This window comes from Xanthomonas sp. NCPPB 901, assembly GCF_056725085.1.
The window spans coordinates 3779693-3801328 of sequence record NZ_CM161511.1; the positions used below are offsets into that span (position 1 = coordinate 3779693).

At 71.7% G+C, this 21636-nt stretch carries 24 protein-coding genes, 1 tRNA gene and 1 other RNA gene; 9 read left to right on the forward strand and 17 right to left on the reverse strand.

Going from position 1 to position 21636, the window contains the following annotated elements:
• Nucleotides 1-117: 117 nt before the first annotated feature.
• The 3 genes from AC1PME_RS15830 to AC1PME_RS15840 form a co-directional block, all read right to left on the reverse strand.
• The gene (locus AC1PME_RS15830) at nucleotides 118-1101 is read right to left on the reverse strand and encodes a beta-ketoacyl-ACP synthase III (protein WP_254458872.1); all 984 of its coding nucleotides are present in this window, start codon (nucleotides 1099-1101) and stop codon (nucleotides 118-120) included.
• Between the two features lie 97 nt (nucleotides 1102-1198).
• Complete coding sequence (rpmF, locus tag AC1PME_RS15835; RefSeq protein ID WP_010342479.1) at nucleotides 1199-1393, reverse strand: 50S ribosomal protein L32; 195 nt, start codon at nucleotides 1391-1393, stop codon at nucleotides 1199-1201.
• Between the two features lie 101 nt (nucleotides 1394-1494).
• On the reverse strand, nucleotides 1495-2004 hold the full coding sequence (locus tag AC1PME_RS15840; RefSeq protein WP_254461450.1) for a YceD family protein: 510 nt from the start codon (nucleotides 2002-2004) through the stop codon (nucleotides 1495-1497).
• A gap of 133 nt (nucleotides 2005-2137) precedes the next feature.
• On the opposite strand from AC1PME_RS15840, the gene AC1PME_RS15845 reads away from it, so the two are divergent.
• Nucleotides 2138-2710 (forward strand): Maf family protein, encoded by a 573-nt coding sequence (locus AC1PME_RS15845; protein WP_254458873.1) that lies wholly within the window; start codon nucleotides 2138-2140, stop codon nucleotides 2708-2710.
• Between the two features lies 1 nt (nucleotide 2711).
• Here AC1PME_RS15845 and AC1PME_RS15850 read toward each other — a convergent pair whose 3' ends face one another.
• From AC1PME_RS15850 to AC1PME_RS15860, 3 genes are read right to left on the reverse strand one after another with little or no spacing between them, the layout of a single operon-like run.
• Nucleotides 2712-4559, reverse strand: coding sequence for a hypothetical protein (locus tag AC1PME_RS15850; protein WP_481096404.1), 1848 nt, complete (start codon nucleotides 4557-4559; stop codon nucleotides 2712-2714).
• Nucleotides 4556-5542, reverse strand: a complete 987-nt coding sequence (locus AC1PME_RS15855; protein WP_254458875.1) for a glycosyltransferase family 2 protein — start codon at nucleotides 5540-5542, stop codon at nucleotides 4556-4558. The genes AC1PME_RS15850 and AC1PME_RS15855 overlap by 4 nt, the downstream gene beginning before the upstream one ends.
• Before the next feature lie 50 nt (nucleotides 5543-5592).
• Nucleotides 5593-7440 (reverse strand): ArnT family glycosyltransferase, encoded by a 1848-nt coding sequence (locus AC1PME_RS15860; RefSeq protein WP_481096405.1) that lies wholly within the window; start codon nucleotides 7438-7440, stop codon nucleotides 5593-5595.
• Nucleotides 7441-7476: 36 nt separating this feature from the next.
• On the opposite strand from AC1PME_RS15860, the gene AC1PME_RS15865 reads away from it, so the two are divergent.
• Genes AC1PME_RS15865 through AC1PME_RS15880 form a run of 4 tightly spaced genes read left to right on the forward strand, consistent with a single transcriptional unit; the run spans nucleotide 7477 to nucleotide 11837 of the window.
• Nucleotides 7477-8430, forward strand: coding sequence for an AAA family ATPase (locus tag AC1PME_RS15865; protein WP_307551936.1), 954 nt, complete (start codon nucleotides 7477-7479; stop codon nucleotides 8428-8430).
• A gap of 5 nt (nucleotides 8431-8435) precedes the next feature.
• A complete protein-coding gene (locus tag AC1PME_RS15870; protein ID WP_307551938.1) occupies nucleotides 8436-9380 on the forward strand; it encodes a DUF58 domain-containing protein in 945 nt (314 codons plus the stop codon).
• A complete protein-coding gene (locus AC1PME_RS15875; RefSeq protein ID WP_481096406.1) occupies nucleotides 9373-11322 on the forward strand; it encodes a transglutaminase TgpA family protein in 1950 nt (649 codons plus the stop codon). Before AC1PME_RS15870 ends, AC1PME_RS15875 begins: the two co-directional genes overlap by 8 nt.
• Nucleotides 11319-11837: a Slp family lipoprotein gene (locus AC1PME_RS15880; protein ID WP_481096407.1), complete on the forward strand. Its 519-nt coding sequence runs from the start codon at nucleotides 11319-11321 to the stop codon at nucleotides 11835-11837. Before AC1PME_RS15875 ends, AC1PME_RS15880 begins: the two co-directional genes overlap by 4 nt.
• Before the next feature lie 82 nt (nucleotides 11838-11919).
• Here AC1PME_RS15880 and AC1PME_RS15885 read toward each other — a convergent pair whose 3' ends face one another.
• From AC1PME_RS15885 to dnaX, 4 genes are all read right to left on the reverse strand, one after another.
• Nucleotides 11920-12267, reverse strand: coding sequence for a histidine triad nucleotide-binding protein (locus AC1PME_RS15885; RefSeq protein WP_010342491.1), 348 nt, complete (start codon nucleotides 12265-12267; stop codon nucleotides 11920-11922).
• A 75-nt stretch (nucleotides 12268-12342) separates the two neighbouring features.
• Complete coding sequence (gene recR, locus AC1PME_RS15890; RefSeq protein WP_307551943.1) at nucleotides 12343-12957, reverse strand: recombination mediator RecR; 615 nt, start codon at nucleotides 12955-12957, stop codon at nucleotides 12343-12345.
• A 217-nt stretch (nucleotides 12958-13174) separates the two neighbouring features.
• Nucleotides 13175-13495 carry a YbaB/EbfC family nucleoid-associated protein gene (locus tag AC1PME_RS15895; protein ID WP_017909282.1) on the reverse strand — a complete coding sequence of 107 codons (321 nt, stop codon included), beginning with the start codon at nucleotides 13493-13495 and terminating at the stop codon, nucleotides 13175-13177.
• A 6-nt stretch (nucleotides 13496-13501) separates the two neighbouring features.
• The gene (gene dnaX, locus AC1PME_RS15900) at nucleotides 13502-15373 is read right to left on the reverse strand and encodes a DNA polymerase III subunit gamma/tau (protein ID WP_481096408.1); all 1872 of its coding nucleotides are present in this window, start codon (nucleotides 15371-15373) and stop codon (nucleotides 13502-13504) included.
• A gap of 235 nt (nucleotides 15374-15608) precedes the next feature.
• Between dnaX and AC1PME_RS15905 the strand changes: the two genes are divergently transcribed.
• Nucleotides 15609-15701 (forward strand) — tRNA-Ser (locus AC1PME_RS15905).
• Nucleotides 15702-15801: 100 nt separating this feature from the next.
• An RNA gene (gene ffs / locus AC1PME_RS15910) (signal recognition particle sRNA small type) lies at nucleotides 15802-15898 on the forward strand.
• A gap of 50 nt (nucleotides 15899-15948) precedes the next feature.
• Here ffs and AC1PME_RS15915 read toward each other — a convergent pair.
• Genes AC1PME_RS15915 through AC1PME_RS15945 form a run of 7 tightly spaced genes read right to left on the reverse strand, consistent with a single transcriptional unit; the run spans nucleotide 15949 to nucleotide 20107 of the window.
• Nucleotides 15949-16395: a molybdenum cofactor biosynthesis protein MoaE gene (locus AC1PME_RS15915; protein WP_481096409.1), complete on the reverse strand. Its 447-nt coding sequence runs from the start codon at nucleotides 16393-16395 to the stop codon at nucleotides 15949-15951.
• 3 nt (nucleotides 16396-16398) lie between these two features.
• On the reverse strand, nucleotides 16399-16644 hold the full coding sequence (locus AC1PME_RS15920; protein WP_481096410.1) for a MoaD/ThiS family protein: 246 nt from the start codon (nucleotides 16642-16644) through the stop codon (nucleotides 16399-16401).
• A complete protein-coding gene (gene moaC, locus AC1PME_RS15925) occupies nucleotides 16641-17159 on the reverse strand; it encodes a cyclic pyranopterin monophosphate synthase MoaC (protein WP_481096411.1) in 519 nt (172 codons plus the stop codon). Before moaC ends, AC1PME_RS15920 begins: the two co-directional genes overlap by 4 nt.
• 31 nt (nucleotides 17160-17190) lie before the next feature.
• Nucleotides 17191-17565 carry a nuclear transport factor 2 family protein gene (locus tag AC1PME_RS15930; protein ID WP_481096412.1) on the reverse strand — a complete coding sequence of 125 codons (375 nt, stop codon included), beginning with the start codon at nucleotides 17563-17565 and terminating at the stop codon, nucleotides 17191-17193.
• Between the two features lie 3 nt (nucleotides 17566-17568).
• On the reverse strand, nucleotides 17569-18603 hold the full coding sequence (gene moaA, locus AC1PME_RS15935; protein WP_481096413.1) for a GTP 3',8-cyclase MoaA: 1035 nt from the start codon (nucleotides 18601-18603) through the stop codon (nucleotides 17569-17571).
• Complete coding sequence (locus AC1PME_RS15940) at nucleotides 18600-19358, reverse strand: MBL fold metallo-hydrolase (protein ID WP_481096414.1); 759 nt, start codon at nucleotides 19356-19358, stop codon at nucleotides 18600-18602. The genes moaA and AC1PME_RS15940 overlap by 4 nt, the downstream gene beginning before the upstream one ends.
• Nucleotides 19358-20107 (reverse strand): 3-deoxy-D-manno-octulosonic acid kinase, encoded by a 750-nt coding sequence (locus tag AC1PME_RS15945; RefSeq protein ID WP_307551955.1) that lies wholly within the window; start codon nucleotides 20105-20107, stop codon nucleotides 19358-19360. The genes AC1PME_RS15940 and AC1PME_RS15945 overlap by 1 nt, the downstream gene beginning before the upstream one ends.
• Nucleotides 20108-20127: 20 nt before the next feature.
• Between AC1PME_RS15945 and AC1PME_RS15950 the strand changes: the two genes are divergently transcribed.
• Nucleotides 20128-21177, forward strand: coding sequence for a glycosyltransferase family 9 protein (locus tag AC1PME_RS15950; protein WP_481096415.1), 1050 nt, complete (start codon nucleotides 20128-20130; stop codon nucleotides 21175-21177).
• Nucleotides 21178-21378: 201 nt separating this feature from the next.
• On the forward strand, nucleotides 21379-21633 hold the full coding sequence (locus tag AC1PME_RS15955; RefSeq protein ID WP_254458891.1) for a DUF2798 domain-containing protein: 255 nt from the start codon (nucleotides 21379-21381) through the stop codon (nucleotides 21631-21633).
• Nucleotides 21634-21636: the final 3 nt, after the last annotated feature.

Sequence of the window (21636 nt, forward strand, 5' to 3'; positions counted from 1 at the left end):
CAGGCACGCGACAGCGCGCCGTCGCAAGTGCGGCGGACGCGCTGGTGGCATGCAGGCTGCGGTCGGCCAGCGCAGCGTGTCGCGAAGACACCTACCGCGCAGGCGCCGGCAACAGGCTCAGTAGCGCAGCAGCGCCGAGCCCCAGGTGAAGCCGCCGCCGAAGGCTTCCAGCAGCAGCAGGTGGCCGCGCTGCACGCGGCCCGAGCGCACCGCCACGTCCAGCGCCATCGGCACCGAGGCGGAGGAGGTGTTGCCGTGGATGTCCACCGTCACCACCACCTGCTCCATCGGCAGGTCCAGGCGCTTGGCGGTGGCTTCGATGATGCGCAGGTTGGCCTGGTGCGGGATCAGCCAGTCCAGGTCGTGCTTGTCCAGGCCATTGGCATCCAGGGTCTCGTCGACCACCGCGTCCAGCGCCTTGACCGCGTACTTGAACACCTCGCTGCCCTTCATCTGGATGCCACCGACGGCCGGGTCGCCGGTGCCGTCGCCCAGTCCGGTGGAGATGCCGACCGGGTTCCACAGCAACTCCTTCTTGCTGCCGTCGGCATGCAGATGGGTGCTGAGGATGCCGGTGTCGGTGTCGGCGCGCAGGACCACCGCGCCGGCACCATCGCCGAACAGCACGCAGGTGGTGCGCTCGGTCCAGTCGACGATGCGGCTGAGGGTTTCGGCGCCGATCACCAGCACGGTCTTGGCGTCGCCGCTGCGGATGAACTTGTCGGCCACGCTGAGCGCGTAGACGAAGCCCGAGCAGGCGGCGTTGACATCCATCGCCGGGCAGCCGACCGCGCCCAGCCGCGCCTGGATCAGGCAGGCAGTGGACGGGAAGATCAGATCCGGCGTGGTGGTGCCGACCACGATCATGTCCAGCTCGGCGACCTCGATGCCGGCGGCTTCGATCGCCTTCAGCGCGGCCTCGTAGCCCAGGTCGCCGGCGGTCTGGCCGGGCGCGGCGATGTGCCGCTCGCGGATGCCGGTACGGCTGCGGATCCATTCGTCGCTGGTGTCGACCATCTGCGCGAGATCGTCGTTGGTCAACACCTTTTCAGGCAAATAGCTGCCGGTGCCCGCGATCCTGGAATAGATCCGCTTGCTCATGCTGGTTCCTGTTGCCTGTTACGCAGGCCGCCCCGGTGCGGCGCGGCCTGTGAAGATGGGTGACTCCGTCCGCCGCAGCGCGGCGAACGGGCACGGATCAATCTTCTTCGACCTGCGCGGTCTTGGTGGCGATCACCTTCTTGCCACGGTAGTAACCGTCGGCGGTGACGTGGTGGCGCAGGTGGATCTCGCCGCTGGTCGGATCGGTCGACAACTGCTTGGCGCTGAGGGCGTCGTGCGAACGGCGCTGGCCGCGGCGGGACGGGGTGACACGGGATTTCTGCACAGCCATGGGATTGCTCCAAACTCGGTTCGTTTACATCTGTCGTCATTACGTCGCGCAGGACGCGCGCGTCCGGCAACAACCTCAGGCAGCGGCAGGCGGACCGACCGCTACTGTTTCTTCAGCGCCGCCAGCGCCGCGAACGGGCTGGCCTTGCTCGTTTCTTCCTCGGTCGCCGGCCAGTCGCGATCGACCGCCTCGCTTCCGGGCGCCACCGGCACCAGCGGCACCGCCAGCACCAACTCGTCCTCGACCAGATCGGCCGGCCGCAGCATGCCGTCGTCCGGCACCAGCAAGGCCTCGTGATCCGGCGGCAGCGCGGCTTCTTCTTCCTCGCTGCGGATCAGCCCCAGCCGCTGCACGCTCGACACCGGCAGCAGGAAGCGCTGCAGGCTGCGCTGACAGATCAGCGGCAGCTCGGTTTCGATCTTCAGTTCGACGTAGGACACTTGCAGTACAGCGTCGCGGCCGAATTCCAGCGTGTAGCGGCATTCGCCTTCGGTGTCGGCCAGGCTGCCTTGCAGACGGGTCATCGCCGAGAGCGGCAGGCGGTCTTCGAAGACCCTGCGCGCTGCGACCATCCGCCAGGCATCCAACAGTTCGGGCACGTTCGCGGACATAAGCCGCAGAATGTTAAGGACTGCCGGCGCCGCTGTCAAACCGCCCCCAGCGCGGCGCCGGGCCGGCTTGCCGGGCCGCGCCGGCCGCCGCAGACTGCCGGCCCCGGCCCGCCGCCGCCCCGCCCCACCGCCGATGCCGCCGCTGATCCTGGCTTCCACCTCCGCCTACCGCCGCGACCTGCTGCAACGGCTGCGTCTGCCCTTCGAGTGCGTGCGCCCGCAGGTCGACGAAACCCCGCTGCCCGGCGAGGCGCCGCTGGCGCTGGCGCAACGGCTGGCGGCGGCCAAGGCCGCGGCGGTCGCGGCCGCCGCGGCGCAGGCCTGGGTGATCGGCGCGGACCAGGTCGCCGAACTGGACGGCCAACCGTTGGGCAAGCCCGGCGATGTCGCCGCGGCGCATGCGCAGCTGGCGGCCATGTCCGGGCGCAGCGTGCGCTTCCACACCGCGGTGTGCCTGCAACGCGGCGCGCGCACCCTGCACGCCTGCGACCTCACCGAAGTGCGGTTCCGCGACCTGCACGCCGACGCCATCGCCCGCTACGTCGCCGCCGAGCAGCCGCTGGACTGCGCCGGCAGCTTCAAGTGCGAAGGCCTGGGCATCAGCCTGTTCCGCGCGATCCACACCCAGGATCCGACCGCGCTGATCGGCCTGCCGTTGATCGCGCTGTCCGAGTTGCTGCGCGAGGCCGGCTACACCCTGCCCTAACTCACTGCAACCGGCACCACTGGTACGGGAAGCGCGCCTGCCCGACCCAGGACTGGTACAGCTGGCAGGACCCCGGCTGCAGGGCCAGGCCGTAGCGGGCCAGTTGCTGCGCGGCCAGCGCCTGGGTCTGGCGGTCCGCGGCGGCGACATCCACGGCCCGTTCCGGCAGCAGCACCCAACGGCAGCGGCCGGCCTCCACGTCCACGCCCGCACGCACCGGGCGGTGCGCCAGGCGCCGCATCAGCGCACAGTCGGGGCCTCGGTCCAGGCCCAGGCGCGCGGCCACCGCATTGAGCCGCTGCAGGCGCTCGACATTGCGATCCACCTCCGCCGGCAGCAGCGCATAGCCCTGCCCGCGCGCGGCCAGCATCTGGCGGACCCGCGCGGCGTAGGCCGGCGTTTCCGGGAAATTGGAGGCGACCGACGCGTACGCCGCCTGCCCGGGCAGGAACGGAATGCGCCAGGACTCCGGCGCATCGCCGACCAGCAGCACCAGGCTGCGCTCGGGCTGCGACAGCGGCGGCGCCTGTACCCGGAACGCCTCGCGCGCCCAGCGCTCGTGGCCCCAGTCGCCCCAGCCGTACAGCGCGAAGGCCGCGCAGGCGATCAGGGTCCAGCGCGCCGCCGGGGCGGCGATCCGCGCCGGCAGCAACCGCCGCAGCCCCACCCACAGCAGCAGCGGCGCCAGCAGCTCCGGCACCACCAGGTAGCGCTGGATGCTGAACACCGCTTGCCAGGCGAGGAACCCGACCAGCACGAACACCAGCACCGCGCGCCACGCCGGCGCGACCACCTCCGCCGGCGCGGAGGCGCGCGGACGCCGCAGTCCCCAGCGCAGCAGCGCGGCCAGGCCCAGCAGATACAGCAGCGGCCACACCAGTTGCCGCAGGCGCACCTCGCTGACCCGGTTCGGCGCCAGCGAGAACTGCACCGGCCAGGTCAGCCATTCCCACAGCGTCTTCGGCAACCAGCGCGTGTCGCTGAGCGCCCCCGGTTGCGCCAGCGGCGCCAGGAAGTGGCTGTTGAACTGCGGGAACAGCGGATTGCCGAAGGTCTGCCACACCCGCAGCAGCCACGGCCCGGCCAGCAGCGCGAAGCTGAGCAGCGCGGCCGCGGTCAGCACCGCGGCACCGCCGATGCGCTGCCGCGCGCGCCCGCCGGCGACCAGCGCGGCCACGCCAAGAGCCAGCGCGAACAGGGCATTGGTCAGCTTGCAGGCCATCGCCAGCCCGAGCAGGGCGCCGGCCAGCGTCCACCAGCCCAACGCCACGCCCTGCCCCGCGGCCTGTTGGCGGCGTTGCGCGTGCAGTGCGGCGAGCAGCGCGCCCAACACCGGCAAGGCACTGGTGTTGTCGGCCATGGTCACGGCGAACTCGGACAGGAACGCGGCGCTGCACAGCCCGGCCAGCGCCAGCCACGGCACCAGCCGCGCGCGGTCCAGTCGCGGGTCCAGCACCTGCCAGAGGATGCCGGCCAGCAGCAGGAACGCCAGCGCATGCAGCACGCCCATCGCGAACCCGGCCAGCGGCGCCGGCAAGCCGGTGAACAGCGCGTAATGCAGCACGTCCAGCAGCGGATTGAAGTAGCTCTGCATCTGCGCCGGCGCCAGGTCCACGCCGAGGCGGCCGTGCAGCGCGGCGTAGCCGTTGTACAGGTGGTAGTTGCGCAGGTCCCAGTTGGCGTCCTGGCCCAGCCACAGCGACAACAGTCCGCCCAGCACCGCGACCGCCACGCCGGCGGCGACCACGTTGCCGCGGCTGTGGAAGGCGAAGCGGCGATCCAGCGCGGCCAGCAGGCGCTGGCGGCGGGTCGGACGCGGCACTGCGGCAGCAGAAATGGTCGCGCTCATGCGGCGTCACCCCGCTGCGCACCCTGCGCATGCGCAGGCCAGGCCGGGATCGCCAGGTAGGCCAGGCGCTTGGCCTCGATGCGGCCGCGCGTGACCGTGTCCAGGATCAGCCCGCAGGCCAGCAGCAGCACGCCGAGCAGGACCAGCGCCGAGCACAGGATCGCGGTGGGAAACCGCGGCACCAGGCCGGTTTGCAGGTAGGTCTGCAGCAACGGCACCGCCAGCGCCAGCGCCAGCAGCACGCAGGCGCCGAAGCCCAGCGAGAAGAACAGCAACGGCCGCTCGGTCTTGAACAGGCGCAGGATGGTCAACAGGATGCGGGCGCCGTCGTGCCAGGTGCGCAGCTTGCTCTGCGACCCTTCCGGACGCGCGCCATAGGCGGTGTCGACCTCCGCCACCGGCATGCGCAGTTGCAGCGCGTGCACCGCCAGCTCGGTCTCGGTCTCGAAACCGGCGGCATGCGCGGGAAACGACTTCACGTAGCGCCGCGAGAACACCCGGTAGCCGGACAGCATGTCGTCGAAACTGCGCCCGAACAGGAAGCCCACGCAGCGGGTCAGCAGCACGTTGCCGGTGCGGTGCCCGGCGCGGTAGGCCGCCGCCTCGTCGCTGCGGCGCGCGCCGACCACCATGTCCAGCCCGTCGCGCAGCAGGCGCTCGACCAGCGCCGGCGCCATCGCCGCGTCGTAGGTCGCATCGCCGTCCACCAGCACGTAGACGTCGGCCTCGACGTCGGCGAACAGGCGCCGCACCACGTTGCCCTTGCCCTGCAGCGCGACCTCGCGCACCGACGCGCCGGCCGCGCGTGCCTGCGCGATGGTGGCGTCGCTGGAATTGTTGTCGAACACGTGGACCTGCGCGCCGGGCAGGTGCGCGGCGAACTCGGCCACGACCCGGCCGATGGTGGCCGCCTCGTTGTGGCAGGGCACCAGCACCGCGATCCGTGGCGCGGCGGCGGGACGGTCGAAAGGGGAACTGGACATGGGCGGCGTGCGGTCCTGCGCGACGGCGTGGAAGGGCGCGCCATCCTAGCTCACTGCGGGCGCAGCACGATCGGTTGTTCCCACCAGTCCTCGACGCTGCCGTCGCGGCCATGCAAGCGCAGGCCCAGCCAATGCGTCCCCGGCGCCAGGCCACTGGCGTCGACGGTGGCGCGGAAGCCGATGTTCGGATGCCGCGGGTCGGTGGAGATCTTCCAGAACTTGGTCACGTCGTAGACGTCGCCGTAGTGCGCCTGCGCCACGACCTTGCCGTCGAGCAGCACCTCGACCCGGTCCAGGCCCACGCCGTCCTTGAACGCCCAGCCAGAGACGTCGAAGCGGCGGCCGACGGTGGCGTCCACGTCCGGCGTGTTGAACCAGGCCATCGCCGGCGTGGTGCAAGGACCGGAGGCACGCTGCGCCGGCAGCACGAACAGCAGGAAGCGCTGGCTGCCATGGTCGCTGGACACCACCCGCGGCGGCGGCAGCGGCCCGACCAGGTCGCACACCGCGTGGTAGCGCTGCAGCAGCAAGCGGTACTTCATGTCGCTGGGCGAGAGCACCAGCAGGCGCGGGCCGTCGCGGCGGCCGTCGCTGAGCAGCCCCCACTGCTGCAGCTGCGCGCTGCGCCCGTGCTTGTCGTTCAACGGATGCGGCAGCACCTGGATGTTCGGGTCGCGCAGTTCGAAGCCGAGTTCGGCGCCGACCTTGAAGTTGTCCGCCAGCACCTGGGTACCGGCCGGCAGCGTCGCCAGTTCGCGGCGCACCGCCGCCGCCAGCGGCCGCCACCCGGCGAAGTTGCGCGGGTAGTACTTGTCGCCAGCGGTGTGCTCGCGCACCGCCGGCACCGACACCGCCAGGTAGTAGCCGAACGCACCGATCAGGCCGAGCCCGGCCAGCAGCCAGGTGGCGCGGCGCAGCGGCTTGCTCCAGCCGTTGAGGATCACCGGCGTAGCGATCAGCAGCGCCAGATAGCCCGGCAGCGGCCAGTGGAAACTGACCCGCTCGGCATCGGTGAAGAAGCCGAGCAGGAAGATGCCCAGCGTCGACACGCCGCCGAGCAGGCCGAAATAGCGCCACTGCACCCGGGTGCCGCCGCTGCCGCCGACGCGCGTGGCCATCAGCGCCACCTTGGTCATCGCCACCGCCAGCAGCGGCGTGACCAGCACCACCTGGATCAGCACGAAGGCGATGCCGGCAGGCTGGAAACTCCAGGGATGCCGATCGACCAGTTGGAACTTGAGCCCGGCCTCGCCGTTGTCCGCATTCCAGGCCAGCAGCGGCAGCCAGGCGACCATGCCCAGCGCCAGCGCGACCCACACCTGCGGATCGCGCAGCATGCGCCGGCCCTGCGGGATCAGCAGCAGCGCGATCGCGCCGACGCCGATCACGCCGACGAAGCGGTAATGGCTCAGTGCGCCGATCACCAGGCCCAACGCCAGTTCCACCGCGCTCAGCGCCTCGGTCTGGCGCAGCAGCCGCGCCGTGGCGTCGATGCACAGGATCGTCGCCAGCGCCATCGGCACGTCCGGCAGCGCCAGGATGCCCAGGGTGCCGGACAGCGGCATCAGCAACGCCAGGCTGCCGGCGCGCCAGCCGGCTACCGCACCGAACCAGCGCGTGGCGATGCGTGCGATCAACCAGGGCAGCGCGGCGCCCAGCAGCAGGAACGGCGCCCGCAGCGCCAGCAGGTGATCGCCGCCCAGCGCCACGCCCAGCCGCGCCAGCCACGCGGTCAGCCCGGGCAGGTCCGAGTAGGCCAGCGCCAGGTGCTGGCCTTCCTGCCAATAGAATGCCTCGTCGACGAACAACGGCAGGCGCGCGGCGACCAGCAGTTTGGCGGCGGTGACGAGCGTCCACAGCACGATGAAGACGCCGCGTGCACGTTGTTCCCCTTGCATTGCCCGTAAACTCCCTGAAACCGTTGCGAGAATGCGATGTCCAGTCCGCCCCGCTTGCCGGAAATGCTAACCGATCCCCTGCGCGAGGCGCTCACGCGCGCCCAGCAGCAGGTCAACGCGCTGGTGCTGGGCAAGCCGCAACAGGTGCGCATGGCCTTTGTCGCCCTGCTGTCCGGCGGACATCTGCTGATCGAGGATCTGCCCGGCCTGGGCAAGACCACGCTGGCGCATGCGCTGGCGGCGAGCCTGGGGCTGGGCTTCCAGCGCGTGCAGTTCACCTCCGATCTGCTGCCGGCGGATGTGCTCGGCGTATCGGTGTACGACGCGCAGTCGCGCCAGTTCCAATTCCATCCGGGCCCGGTGTTCACCCACGTGCTGCTCGCCGACGAGATCAACCGCGCGCCGCCGCGCACGCAGAGCGCACTGCTGGAAGCGATGGCCGAGCAGCAGGTCACCCTCGACGGCACCACCCATCCGCTGCCGTCGCCGTTCTTCGTCATCGCCACGCAGAATCCGGTGGACCTGTCCGGCACCTTCCCGTTGCCCGACTCGCAACTGGACCGCTTCCTGCTGCGCCTGGCGCTGGGCTATCCCAATGCCGAGGCCGAACGCGCGCTGCTCAGCGGCAGCGACCGCCGCGACCTGATCGCGCAGGCGCAGCCGCTGCTCGGCGAGGCCGACATGGCCACGCTGCGCCAGAGCGTGGAGCAGATCCATGCCAGCGCGGCGCTGGTCGGCTACGTGCAGGCGCTGCTGGCGCGCAGCCGCCAGCATCCGGGCGTGCGCGTGGGCCTGTCGCCGCGCGCCGGCATCGCCCTGCTGCGCGCGGCCAAGGCGCATGCGCTGCTGCTCGGCCGCGGCCACGTGCTGCCCGACGACGTGCAGGCGCTGTTCGTCGCCGTCGCCGAGCACCGCCTGGTGGCGGAACAGGAATCGGCCTCCGGCCAGGCCCTGGCCAAGGCGATCCTGCACAGCGTCGCGGTGGACTGACGCGCATGCCGGGCTGGCGGCAGCGACTGGCGCAACTCGCCGCGCCGCGCGCGCCGGAAGCGCTGCCGATCCATCTGGATCGGCGCCGCATCTACATCCTGCCGACTCCGTTCGGCGGCTTCCTGGCGCTGCTGCTGGCGGCGATGCTGCTCGGCGCGCTGAACTACAACAACAACCCGGCGCTGCTGCTGGCGATGCTGCTCGGCGCAGCGGCGATGGCCAGCGCCATCGTCGCCCACCTGCAGTTGTCCGGGTTGCGGCTGGAGGCGCTGTCGGCCGAGCCGGTCCCGGCCGGACAACCGCTGCGCCTGCGGTTGGCGCTGGCCACCGCCGACGGCCGCCGCCGGCGCGGCCTGCGCGTGCGCCACGGCGCCGCGCACACCTACCTGGACCTGCACCGCGACGACCGCAACGAGGCCGACCTGGAGGTGCCCACCGAACGCCGCGGCTGGCTCGACCTGCAGCGCGTGCAGGTCTCCACCACCCAGCCGCTGGGACTGCTGCGCGCCTGGGCCTGGTTCTGGCCGGACACCCCGCTGCTGGTCTACCCGCAACCGGAAGCCGACGGTCCGCCGCTGCCGACCGGTGCCGGCACCCCGACCCAGACCCGCCTGCACGCGCTCGGCGAGGAACTGCACCAATTGCGTCCCTACCGCGCCGGCGACGCGCCGCGGGCGATCGCCTGGAAGCACTCGGCACGCCGCGACACCTTGCTGGTGCGCGAGTACGAACGCCCGATCGGGGTGGACGTGGTGCTGGACTGGCGCGCGCTGCCGGGGTTGCCGCACGAACGCCGCATCGCGCGGCTGGCGCGCTGGGTCGAGGACGCCGAGCGCGACGGCCGCCGCTACCGCCTGCTGCTGCCGGGGCAGCCGGCGCTGGGGCCGGGCCGCGGCCCGCAGCACCGGCATCTGTGCCTGCGCGCGCTGGCGCTGCTGCCGCATGACTGAGCCGCGTTCGCCCGCGCTGCACACCGCCAGCCGCGCCTGGGCGCTGGGCGCGGCGCTGCTGGCGTTGCTGCCGCTGCTGCTGCAGTTGCCCGCCACGCTGGCCTGGCTGATCGCGCTGTCCGCGCTGCTGGTCGGCGCCAGTTCGGCGTGGCGGCCGATGCCGGCGCTGCTGCGCCTGGCCCTGGTCGCGGCGATGCTCGCGGCGCTGTACTGGCAGGTCGGCCTGCGCTTCGGCCGCGATACCGGCTGTGCGCTGCTGGCGGCGATGCTGGCGATCAAGCCCTCGGAACTGAAGAGCCTGCGCGATGCGCGCAGCCTGCTCGGCTTCGCCCTGTTCGCGCCGTTCGCCGCGTTCCTGCTCGACCAGGGGCCGCTGACGATGGCGCTGGGGCTGGCCGCGGTGATCGCGGCGCTGCTGTGCATGCAGCGCCTGGCCGACCAGGAAGGACACAGCATGCGCCGTCCCTTGCGCGGGCAACTGCGCGGCGTCGGCCGCCTGCTGGCGCTGGGCCTGCCGCTGGCCCTGGCCGCGTTCTGGCTGTTCCCGCGGCTGGGCTCGCCGCTGTGGGGCGTGCCGGAACGCGCCATGGGCCGCCCCGGCCTGTCGGACACGATGAGCCCGGGGCAATGGCTGGACCTGATGGCCGACGACACCCCGGCGCTGCGCGTGCAGTTCTTCGGCCCGGTGCCGGCACCGGCGCAGCGCTACTGGCGCGGCCCGGTGCTGTGGGATTTCGACGGCCGCACCTGGCGCGCACTGCGCAGCAACGCCTGGGCGCCGGCACCGGCGGTGCAGTTCGCGCCGGGCGGCTGGGACTACCAACTCGAAGTGGAGCCGACCGACCGCCGGCAACTGGTCGCGCTGGACCTGCCGCTGCAAGCGCCGGCCGGCACCCGGCTCAGCGCCGACGCGGTGCTGCAGACCGAGCGCCCGCTCAGCGCACTGACCCGCTGGCGGCTGCGCTCGGCACCGCCGCAGCGAGTCGAGGCCGATCTCGGCCCGGCGCAGCGGCAGCGTGCGTTGGCGCTGCCGCCGGGCTACAACCCGCGCACCCTGGCGCTGGCCCGGCAGTGGCGGCAACAGGCCGGCGCCGACGATGCGGCGATCGTCGCCCGCGCCCTGCAATGGATCCGCCGCGACTTCGCCTACACCCTGCAGACGCCGCTGCCCGGCCGCGACGGCGTGGACGAATTCCTGTTCCAGCAGAAGGCCGGGTTCTGCGAGCACTTCAGCTCGGCGTTCGTGGTGCTGATGCGCGGTGCCGGCATTCCCGCGCGGGTGGTCACCGGCTATGCCGGCGGCACCCGCAATCCGTTCGGCAACTACTGGGTGGTGCGGCGCATGGACGCGCACGCCTGGGCCGAGGTGTGGCTGCCGCAACGCGGCTGGGTGCGGGTGGACCCGACCGCGGCGGTGGCCCCGGAACGCATCTACGACACCCTGGAGGACCGCCTGGGCAGCGGCGCCGGCGCACAGGGCGGCGACGCCGACTGGCGCTGGCGCGACCTCGCCGACTGGGCGCGGCGCGGCTGGAACGACCTGGTACTGTCCTTCGATGCCAACCGCCAGCAGCGCCTGCTCAGCCAGTTCGGCATCGCCCGGCTGGACCCCGGCCAGTTGGTGGCGCTGTTCGCCGGATTCGCGGCGCTGCTGCTGGGCGCGATGGCGTGGTGGCTGGCCCGTGGCGAGCGCGAGCGCGATCCGTTGCTGCGTGCCTGGCGCGGCCTGGGCCGGCGCTACGCCAAGCGCGGCCAGGGCCGCGAACCGCACGAACCGGCACTGGCGTGGGCGGCGCGCGTGCAGCGGGAAACCGGCGATGCGAGCCTGATTTCACTCAGCCAGCGTTTCGCCGATGCGCGCTACGCTGGCGCGGATTCGGACAGCGCTTCACTGTTGCGCGACCTGCGCAGGCACCGTCCGCCCACTGGAGCATCCCGATGAAGATTCGCCTGCTGTTCCCCGTGATCGCTGCGTTGGCGCTCGGCGCCTGCGCCACTGCCCCCAAGCCGCTGCAGGGCCAGTTCGCGCCCATCAGCCCGCGCGACTCGGTCGCCGGCCAGCAGCCCGGCGCGCCGGTGCGCTGGGGCGGCAAGATCATCAAGACCACGCCCGGCCAGGGCCAGACCTGCTTCCAGATGCTGTCGCGCCCGCTCAATGCCAGCGGCCGCCCGGACAGCGACTCGGCCGACGCCAGCGATGGCCGTTTCATCGCCTGCCGCGCCGGCTTCTACGACCCGGCGGTGTTCGAACCCGGCCGCGAGGTGACCTTCATCGGCCACGTGTCCGGCTACGACAACACCCGCATCGGCGACTACGACTACCGCCTGCCGAAGATGGACGCGGACGTGGTCTACCTGTGGCCGGTGGTGCGCCAGGTCGAAGTGGTGCCGGCCTACCCGTACGGTCCGTGGGGCGGCCCCTGGGGTCCGTGGGGCCCGCGCTGGGGCTGGTGGTAAGCCCTGCGGTTTTGCCGCAACGAAAAACGCCGCTGATCCAGCGGCGTTTTTTTATGGCTGCACGGCGCCGACCGCCATCGCGTCAGGGCGTGCCGAAACGCCCCAGCGGCGCGCCGGCGAGCAGATGCAGGTGCAGATGGAACACGGTCTGCCCGGCGTGCTCGCGGCAGTTGATCACCACCCGGTAGCCGTCCTGGGCCAGGCCCTGCTCGCGCGCGTAGCTGGCCGCGGCCAGCACCAGCCGGCCGACCAGGGTCGCCTGCTCCGGCGCCAGGTCGTCCAGGGTCGGAATCTCCACCTGCTTGGGGATGAAGAGCACATGCACCGGCGCCTGCGGCGCGATGTCCTTGAAGCCGAGCACGGCGTCGTCCTCGTAGACGATGCTGGCCGGAATTTCGCGACGGATGATCTTGCCGAAGATGGTGTCCATGGAGCGCGCCCGGAACGAAAGAAGGGGCCGCCGTTATAGCCCAATTCGGCGTCGCCCCGCAGCCGCGTGCGGCGGCTACTCGCCGCTGCCGGCGCGCGGCACTTCGCTGCGGCTGCCGAAGGCATGCGACAGCGTGCCGCGATCCACGTACTCCAGCTCCCCGCCCAGCGGCAGGCCCTGCGCCAGCCGGCTCGGCCGCACGCCGTGCTGGCGCGCCAGTTGCGCCAGGTAATGCGCGGTGGCCTCGCCTTCGACCGTGGAATTGGTGGCGATGATCAGTTCGGTCACCTCGCCCTGCGCCAGCCGCGCGCCCAGCCGGTCCAGGCCCAGTTCGCGCGGACCGATCCCGTCCAGCGGCGACAACCGGCCCTGCAGGATGAAGTACAGGCCGCGGTAGCCGGTGGCGTGCTCGATCGCCAGGCGGTCGGCCGGCGATTCCACCGCGCACAGTTGCTGGCGGTCGCGGGCAGGACTGGCGCAGATCGCACAGACCTCGGTTTCGCTGAAATCGCGGCACTGCGCGCAATGGCCGATGCGCTCGATCGCCTCGTGCAGGCGCTCGGCCAGGCGCAGCCCACCTTCGCGCTCGCGCTCGAGCACGTGGTAGGCCATGCGCTGCGCGGTCTTCTGGCCGACGCCAGGCAGCACGCGGAACGCATCGATGAGTTGTTCGAGCAGCGGCGAACTCATGTGGCTGGGGATTCGGGATTCGGGAGTGGGGATTCGTAGGGGGAACATCGCTGTCACGCGATGTTCTTGTAGGAGCGGCTTCAGCCGCGACGGGCGTTACCAGTAAAGCCCCGTCGCGGCTGAAGCCGCTCCTACGCAGGGAATTCACCGAGGCAGGAGAGGCAGCGCACTGGCGAAAACCGCGAATCCCCACTCCCGAATCCCGAATCCCAGCCCCTCAGAACGGCAGCTTCATGCCCGGCGGGATCGGCATGCCGGCGGTGGCCGCGCCCATGCGCGCCTTGGATTCGGCGTCGATCTTGTTGGAGGCGTCGTTGAAGGCGGCGGCGATCAGGTCCTCGGCCATTTCCTGGTCGGCCAGGATGCTCGGATCGATCCGCACCTTGCGGCACTCCTTGGCGCCGGTCAGGGTCACGTTGACCATGCCGCCGCCGGCGCTGCCGGTGACTTCCAGCTTGGCCAGTTCTTCCTGGGCGCGCTGCAGGTTTTCCTGCATCTTCTGCGCCTGTTGCATCAATTGGGCGATATTGCCGCGCATCGTGGTTCACTCATCGTAGGGACGGATGGAATCGGGAACGACCCGCGCGCCTTGCTGCTGGATCAGCGCCTGCACCGCCGGGTCGTTCATGAACGCGACCTCGGCCGCGTTCTGGCGCTCGCCGCGTTGCCGGTGCGAGCGCTCGTGCAGGGTTTCGGCATCGACCGCGATGCCGCTTTCGATGACGATCTTCGGACGCTGGCCCAGCGCCTCGGCCAGGGCGCCGGCCAGTTCGCCGAGCGAGCGCTCGGACTGCAGGTACTCGAAGCCCGGCGACAGCGACAGGCGCAGCACGCCCTCGGCATGGCTGACGAAGGCGGCATTGGCCGCGAGCTGCCGCGACGGGCCGGTCAGGCCGCAATCGGCGACCAGTTCCAGCCAGTCCTCGGCGCTGTGCAGCGCGCGCGGCAGGTCGGACACGGCGGCATGCGTGCGCGGCGTCTGCGCCAGCGGCGGCACCATCGCCATTTCCGGTTCGGCGGCCGCGGCCTGTACGACCGTGGGCGCCGGCGCCGCGACCGACACGGACGGCGCAGGACGCGCCGCCGGCGGTGCCGGCGGATCCCAGGGCGGATCCAACGGGGCCGCCGCCGCACTGGGCGAGGCCGTCGCGGCCGTCGCGGGTGCGGCGGGCGCCGGCACAGGCGCGGCGACCACGGGCGCGACAGGGGCAGCGGGCGCGACCGCGGCAGGTGCGGCCATCGCCGCGGCGGGCGCACTGGCGGACGCCGCCGAGGCATTGCCCTGCCCCTGCGTGGCCGCACCGGTCGCGCTGCCGGCCGGCAGCGCCGCAGCGCCCATCGGACGGAACGCCAGCATGCGCAGCACCGCCATCTCGAACCCGGCGCGCGGGCTCGGCGCCAGGTAAAGATCGCGGCGCCCGTTCAGCGCCATCTGGTACCACAGCTGCACGATCTCCGGCCGCAGGCGCTCGGCCAACGGCGCCGGATCCAGTCCGTCCAGCGCGGGCGTGGCCGCGCCCGGCACCAGCTGCCGCACCTGGATGCGGTGCAGGGCCTCGGCCAGCGCCTCCAACACCCCGCCCCAGTCGGGCGAGAACTCGGCCAGGCCGGCCACCACCTGCAGCAAGCGCTGCCCGTCGGCATCGGCCAGCGCCTCCAGCATCGCCCCGACCTGGGTGCGGTCGACCGTGCCCAGCATCGTCCGTACCACGTCGTCGCGCAGCGCGCCGCCGGCGTAGGCGATGGCCTGGTCGAGCAGCGACAGGCCATCGCGCAGGCTGCCGTCGGCGGCCTTGGCCAGTTGCACGATCGCCGAGGCATCCACCTCGATCTGCTCGGCGGCCAGGATCTTGGTCATCTGCCCCTGGATCTGCTCCTCGTCCAGGCGCTTGAGGTTGAACTGCAGGCAGCGCGACAGCACCGTCACCGGCAGCTTCTGCGGGTCGGTGGTGGCCAGCAGGAACTTCACGTGTTCCGGCGGCTCTTCCAGCGTCTTCAGCAGCGCGTTGAACGCCGCCTTGGAGAGCATGTGCACTTCGTCGATCAGGTAGACCTTGAACTTGCCGCGCGAGGGCATGTACTGCGCGTTCTCGATCACCTCGCGCACGTCGTCCACGCCGGTGTTGGACGCGGCATCGATCTCCAGCAGGTCGATGTAGCGGCCGGCGTCGATGTCCAGGCAGGCCGCGCACTGGCCGCACGGATCGGCACTGGTGCCCTGCTCGCAGTTCAGCGACTTGGCGAAGATGCGCGCGATGGTGGTCTTGCCGACGCCGCGGGTGCCGGTGAACAGGAACGCGTGGTGCACCCGGCCGCTGTCCAGCGCGTTGGTGAGCGCGCGGACCACATGCTCCTGCCCCACCAGCTCGGCGAAACGCTTGGGGCGCCACTTGCGGGCGAGAACGAGATAGGACATCAGGCGACCGTCTTCATCTGAACCACCATTGTGCCACGCCGGGCCACCGCGATCGTTCAGTCATCCGGTCAGCCGCCGTCACGCGCGCGCCGCCTTCGGCGCAGGGCTGCCTGCGACGATGAACAGGGCGAAGATGAGCGCAGTTCACGCAACGGCGGTGGCTCGCCTTGTGAACGGCGGCCATGACGGCTAGAATTCCCGCCCTTGCCCGGACCGCATGGCCCGCGCAAGACCCGGAGAGGTGTCCGAGTGGTTGAAGGAGCACGCCTGGAAAGTGTGTAAGCGTCTAAACCGCGCTTCGGGGGTTCGAATCCCCCTCTCTCCGCCAGATTCGAATTGCGCTTCCCTCGCAGAGTCGCTTCGCCGCTGGCGCAAGAACTCAAAGGGAAAGACCGCGCCACTGGCGCGGTTTCGTCTCTATGGTGGCCCCGTCGGCCCCTCGCGACGCTAGGTCGAAAACCCCGCCAGGGCCGGAAGGCAGCAACGGTATCGATCGACGCGGGCGCCGAGGTCAGCCGGCGGGGTTACCACCCTCTCCTACGAAGACCGCGATCAAGGCCTGATCGTGCGCACCGCTATTCGCGCGACGGCGCTGGCGTCTCCGGGTGCAGCCAGCCCGCATCGCCCTCGCGATAGCGCTCGCGCTTCCAGATCGGCACGCGCGCCTTGACCTCGTCGATGACGTAGCGGCAGGCGCCGAAGGCGGCGTCGCGGTGCGCGGCGACCACGCCAACCCACACCGCCAGGTCGCCGATCGCCAGTTCGCCGATGCGGTGCACGCAGCGCAGGTCGAGAATGGCGAAGCGGGCCAAGGCTTCGTCGACGATGCGCTGGCCCTCGGCCTCGGCCAGTGCGGCGTAGGCCTCGTAGTGCAGGCCGTCGACCGCACGGCCGTCGTTGTGGTCGCGCACCCAGCCTTCGAAGCTGGCATAGGCGCCGGCCTGGGCGTGCGCCAGCGGGGCGCGCAACGTGGCGATGTCGAGCGGCCGGTCGGCCAGCCGGAAACGCGGTTCGGTGGACATGGTTCAGCCTCCCGAGACCGGCGGAATGAACACCACTTCGCTGCCGTCGCGCACCGCGTCGTCCCAGCTGGCGAAGGCGCCGTCCACCGCCACCCGCAACCGCTGCGCCGGCCAGCGCAGGCCATGGCGGGCATCAAGTTCGGCGTACAGGGCGCGCAGGTCGGGCGCGGCGGTACGCACCTGTTCGCGCTCCATGCCCGCGGCCTCGCGCAGGCTGGCGAAATACAGCACGGTCACCGCGGCGCTCATGCCACGCTCCCGACGTCGCGCTTGCCGCCGCGCTTGCCGACCAGCCGCACCGGGCCGATGGTCATCGCGTGGGTCAGCGCCTTGCACATGTCGTAGACCGTCAGCGCGGCGACGCTGGCGCCGGTCAGCGCCTCCATTTCCACGCCGGTGCGGTGCACGGTGCGCACCGTGCATTCGATGCCCAGCACCTGCGGCGAGGCCCAGTCGATGGCGAAGCGGCAGCCGTCGATCGGCAGCGGGTGGCAGAACGGGATCAGTTCGTGGGTGCGCTTGACCGCCATGGTCCCGGCGATCACCGCGGTGTCGACGATGCCGCCCTTGGCGCTGCGCAACGCATCGGCGCGCAACTGCGCGGCCACCGCCGCGGGAAAGCGCACCTGCGCCTGCGCCACCGCCACGCGCGCGGTGGCGGCCTTGGCGGAGACGTCGACCATGGTCGGCAGCCCCTGCGGGTCCAGGTGGGTCAGCGCCGGCGCGGCGACGCGCGCGGACGTGGCGGAGGTTTTCTTGGTCATGGACTGCGCTGCCGCTCCCACGGCGCGATGTTCAGGCATTGCCGGAGATCGGCGTACCTTGATGGAACAGCATGCGCCATCGGCCGTCGCGGCGCTGCCACAGCGAACTGCGCAGCGCCTGCCGCGGCGGTTCGTCGCCAGCGCGGCGCTCGCTGCGATAGCGCACCTGCGCAAGATCCGGTGCCAGCGACTGCACCTGGATGTCGAAGGCGCGGTAACGAAAGGCTCCCGACTCGGCCGGTAGCGCCCGCAGCACTGCCGGCTTGTCGAAACGGCGGCCGGAGGCGCCGAACTCGACGAAACCGTCGTCGAGCAGCGCGGCCACACGCTCGGCCGAGGCGCGCACCGCCGGCTCCAGCAATTCCAGCTCCAGCGCGACCAGGGCGCCTTGCAACGCGGCGTCCATCGCTCAACCGCCGATCAGGAACATTTCGACGTGCTTGCCGCGCGTGGCCGGCGCCGCGCCGCGCAGTTCGCTGTAGCGATCGTCGCGGCGCTGCCACAGCGCACGCACGCGCTCGGCCAGCGCATCCTCGCCGCCGGCCAGCGCCGGGCGCAGATCGGTGCCCTCGCCCGCGAACAGGCAGGTGTAGAGATGGCCATCGGCCGAGACCCGGGCGCGATGGCAATCGCCGCAGAACGGCGTGCTGACCGAGGTGACGAAACCGATCTCGCCGCCGCCGTCGGCGAAGGCGTAACGCGCGGCGACCTCGCCCGGGTAGTGCGGCGCCAGCGCCTGCAACGGCCAGCGCGCAGCGATGCGGTCGCGCAGTTCGGCGGCAGGCACCACCCGCTCGCGACGCCAGGCGTTGCAGGTGCCCACGTCCATGTACTCGATGAAGCGCAGCACGTGGCCGCTGCCGCGGAAATGCGCCAGCAACGGCAACACCTGGTCGTCGTTGATGCCGCGCTGGACCACGCAGTTGAGCTTGACCGGCCCCAGCCCGACCGCGACCGCCGCCTCGATGCCCTCCAGCACCTGCGCGATCTCGCCGCGTCCGCCGGACAGCTGCCGGAACAGGGCCGGCTCGATCGCGTCGAGGCTGACCGTGACCCGGCGCAGGCCGGCCTCGCGCAAGGCCTGCGCATGCCGCGCCAGCAGCGTGCCGTTGGTGGTCATGGCCAGATCGTCCACGCCGGGGATGCGCGCCAGCCGCCGCACCAGCTCGGGCAGGTCGCGGCGCAGCAGCGGTTCGCCGCCGGTCAGGCGCAGCTTGTTCACGCCGTTGCGGACGAAGGCACGGGCCATCGTCTCGAGCTGCGCGAACGACAACCGCGATGCGGCGTCGAAGCCATAATCGTCCGGCACCTTGTCGGCCGGCATGCAGTAGCCGCAGCGGAAGTTGCAGGCCTCGATCACCGACAGGCGCAGGTCGCGCAACGGTCGCCCGCGCCGGTCCGCCGGCGTCGCCGACGCGAGCGGCGGGCGCGGCAGCGCGTTCATCCCGTCGGCACCTGCGGCGCGCGCGGCGCGGCCAGCGCCACGCGCTCGCCCGGCTGCGCCACGCGGTGACCGCGCGCGCGCAGGGCCTGGGCATCTTCGGCGCTGGCATAGTGATAGAGCATGGTCCGTCGCAGCAGTTCGGCGGGGTACTCCCGCTCCAGATCGTCGACCCCAGTATGCGACGGGTTGCCGTGAAGACCGCAGTCGTGCGCCACCAGTTCGCCGTCGTCGGCATACCGGTTCAGCATTTCCGGGATCGGCCGGGTGTCCCCGCTCCACACCAGCGCGCCCTGCAGGCGCAGGCCGTAGGCGGTCTCCGGCCAGTGGTGGCGCACCGGGAACACCTCCAGGCGCACGCCCTCGTGCCAGAACGCATCGCCCACGGCGATCAACTGGAAGGCATCCCAGAAATTGGCGCCGCCCTCGGCCAGCACATTCGGGTAGTCGGCTACCCGGCGGTGCAGCAGCGGCAGCACCGTCGCCGGCACGTACAGCCGCACCTTGCCGCGGCGCGCGGAGAAATAGCTGTCCACGAACAGCCGCTCGAAGCCGGCGACGTGGTCCAGATGCACGTGGGTGACGAACAGCGCCTGCGGCATGGCGCCGTAGTGCGCCTGGTAGGCGGTCAGCCCCTCGCCGCCGCAGTCGATGGTCAGCCACGGCCGGCCATCGCGCTCGATGGTGGCCATCGGCGAACCCAACGCCACCGCCGAGGCGTTGCCCACGCCCTGGAAGCGCAGCGCCCAGTCCGTCATCAGTAGCCGCGCTCCCAGGCCAGGTCGTAGGCACGACGCAGGCGCGCGTAGTCCTTCTCCACCGCGTCGACGCTGCGCTCGCCGCGCAGCTTCAGCAGCGAACGACGCAGCCGCTTGAGGTTGCGCTCGCGCCAGCGGGTGGCGGGAATGCGCAGCACGCCGCGGTCGAAGTCGATCAGCCAGCCGCGGCCGTTGCCGTCGAACAGGATGTTGTGGGCATTGAGGTCGGCGTGGTCGAGGCCGGCGCGATGGAAGCGCGCGATCAGCCGTCCCGCCTCTTCCCACGGCGCGCCGCGCCCGGCCAGATGCGCGCGGTCGGCCAGCGAGCGCACGCCCTCCAGCCGCTCCATCAGGATCGCCGCGCGGTAGCGCAGCCCCTGGCGCAGATAGCAGGCCGCCAGCGGCCGCGGCACCGGCAGCTTGCGCGCGATCAGCGCACGCATCAGCCGGAACTCGGCAAAGCTGCGGGTGCGGTCGGCGCCGGTCCACAGATAACGGTCGCGCACCAGCCTGGCCACCAGCCCGCCGCGGCGGTACTGGCGCAGCACGCAACTGCCGAACGGCGCTTCGACGAACCAGGCGCCGCCGCGGCCGCCGGCATCCACCGGGCGGGCGCGGTCGCCCCAGGCGACGGCGGAGAACAGCGTCGGTTCGGCTTGCCGCAGTCGTTCGCGGTCGAACAGAATGGCCCCGTAGCCGCGGCCCTCGCGGTACGGCGTCAGCGCTTCGGTGGCGTCGAATGCAACCATCCAGCGAGTCTAACAACACCATGCCGGCAACGCTCCCTTCGTTGTGCCTGTTGCGCCTGTCGGCGCTGGGGGACGTGACCCACGTGGTGCCGCTGGTGCGGACCCTGCAGCGCGCCTGGCCGCAGGCGCCAGCGTTGCACTGGATCATCGACAAGGCCGGACACAAGCTGCTGGACGGCCTGCCGGGGGTGGTGTTCCATCCCTACGACAAGCGCAGCGGCCTGGCCGGCATGCGCGCCTTGCGCCGCGCGCTGCCGGCGCAGGGCTTCGACGCGCTGCTGCAGATGCAGGTGGCGCTGCGCGCCAACGTGCTGTCGGCGTTCGTGCCGGCACGCCGGCGCATCGGCTACGACCGCAGCCGCTCCAAGGATCTGCACGGCCTGTTCGTCAACGAACGCATCCCCGATCGGCCCGGCATCCACGTGCTGGATGCGATCGGCAGTTTCTGCGAGCCGCTGGGGCTGCGCCAGACCGAGGTGCGCTGGGACCTGCCGGTGCCCGACGACGCCCACGCCTGGGCGCGCGCGCAATGGCCCGACGACGGCCGCCCGGCGCTGCTGATCTCGCCGTGCTCCAGCCACCAGCGCCGCAACTGGTATGCCGAGCGCTACGCCGCGGTGGCCGACCACGCCGCCGCGCAGGGCTGGCGGGTGGTGCTGTGCGGCGGCCGCAGCGAGCTGGAGCGCAGCACCGCCGACGCCATCGTCGCCGCGGCGCGCACGCCGGTGCTCGACCTGGTCGGCCGCGACACGCTCAAGCAACTGCCGGCGCTGCTGCAGCGCGCGGCGCTGGTCATGACCCCGGATTCGGGTCCCATGCACATCGCCAACGCGATTGGGACCAAGGTGCTGGGCCTGCATGCGGCCAGCAACCCGCGCCGCAGCGGGCCGTATTCGGACCTGCGCTACTGCGTGGACAAGTACGACGCCGCCGCGCGCAAGTACCTCGGCAAGCCGGCCGAGCAGCTGAAATGGGGCAGCAAGATCGAATTCGACGGGGTGATGGAACTGATCGCCGTGGACGACGCGATCGCCGCCTTCGAGCGCTACCGCGCCGACCACGGCCACTGAGACCGCTTGCGCCGCGCGCGCCGCCGCCCTACCATCCGCCGCGCGTCCTGCCGCCCACCCCGGCCCGCAGGAGCCGCCGTAAGCGTTTACGTCAATCAACGCGCCAACTGCGCCGGATCCGTCCGGGGCTGTTTCCCGCCCAGGCCTGGCAGGCCGCGGTGGGTGGCGCCTTCGATCGACCGGCTTACGGAGAGTCCCGCAATGTCACGTTCCCCGCTGTTTTCCCGCAAGCTGTCCCCGCGCCATGCTGCCTGGGTGAGCCCGCTGCTGCTGTCGGTGCTGATGACCTGCATCGTCTCGATGATCAGCACCCTGCGCAGCGTCGGGCTTGCGCCTGGCGTCGGCGCGCTCTGGCTCGGCGCCTGGGCACTGTCCTGGCTGGTCGCCTTCCCTACCCTGCTGCTGGTGCTGCCGATGGTGCGGCGCCTGACCGGCCTGCTGGTCGCGCGCGACTGAGTT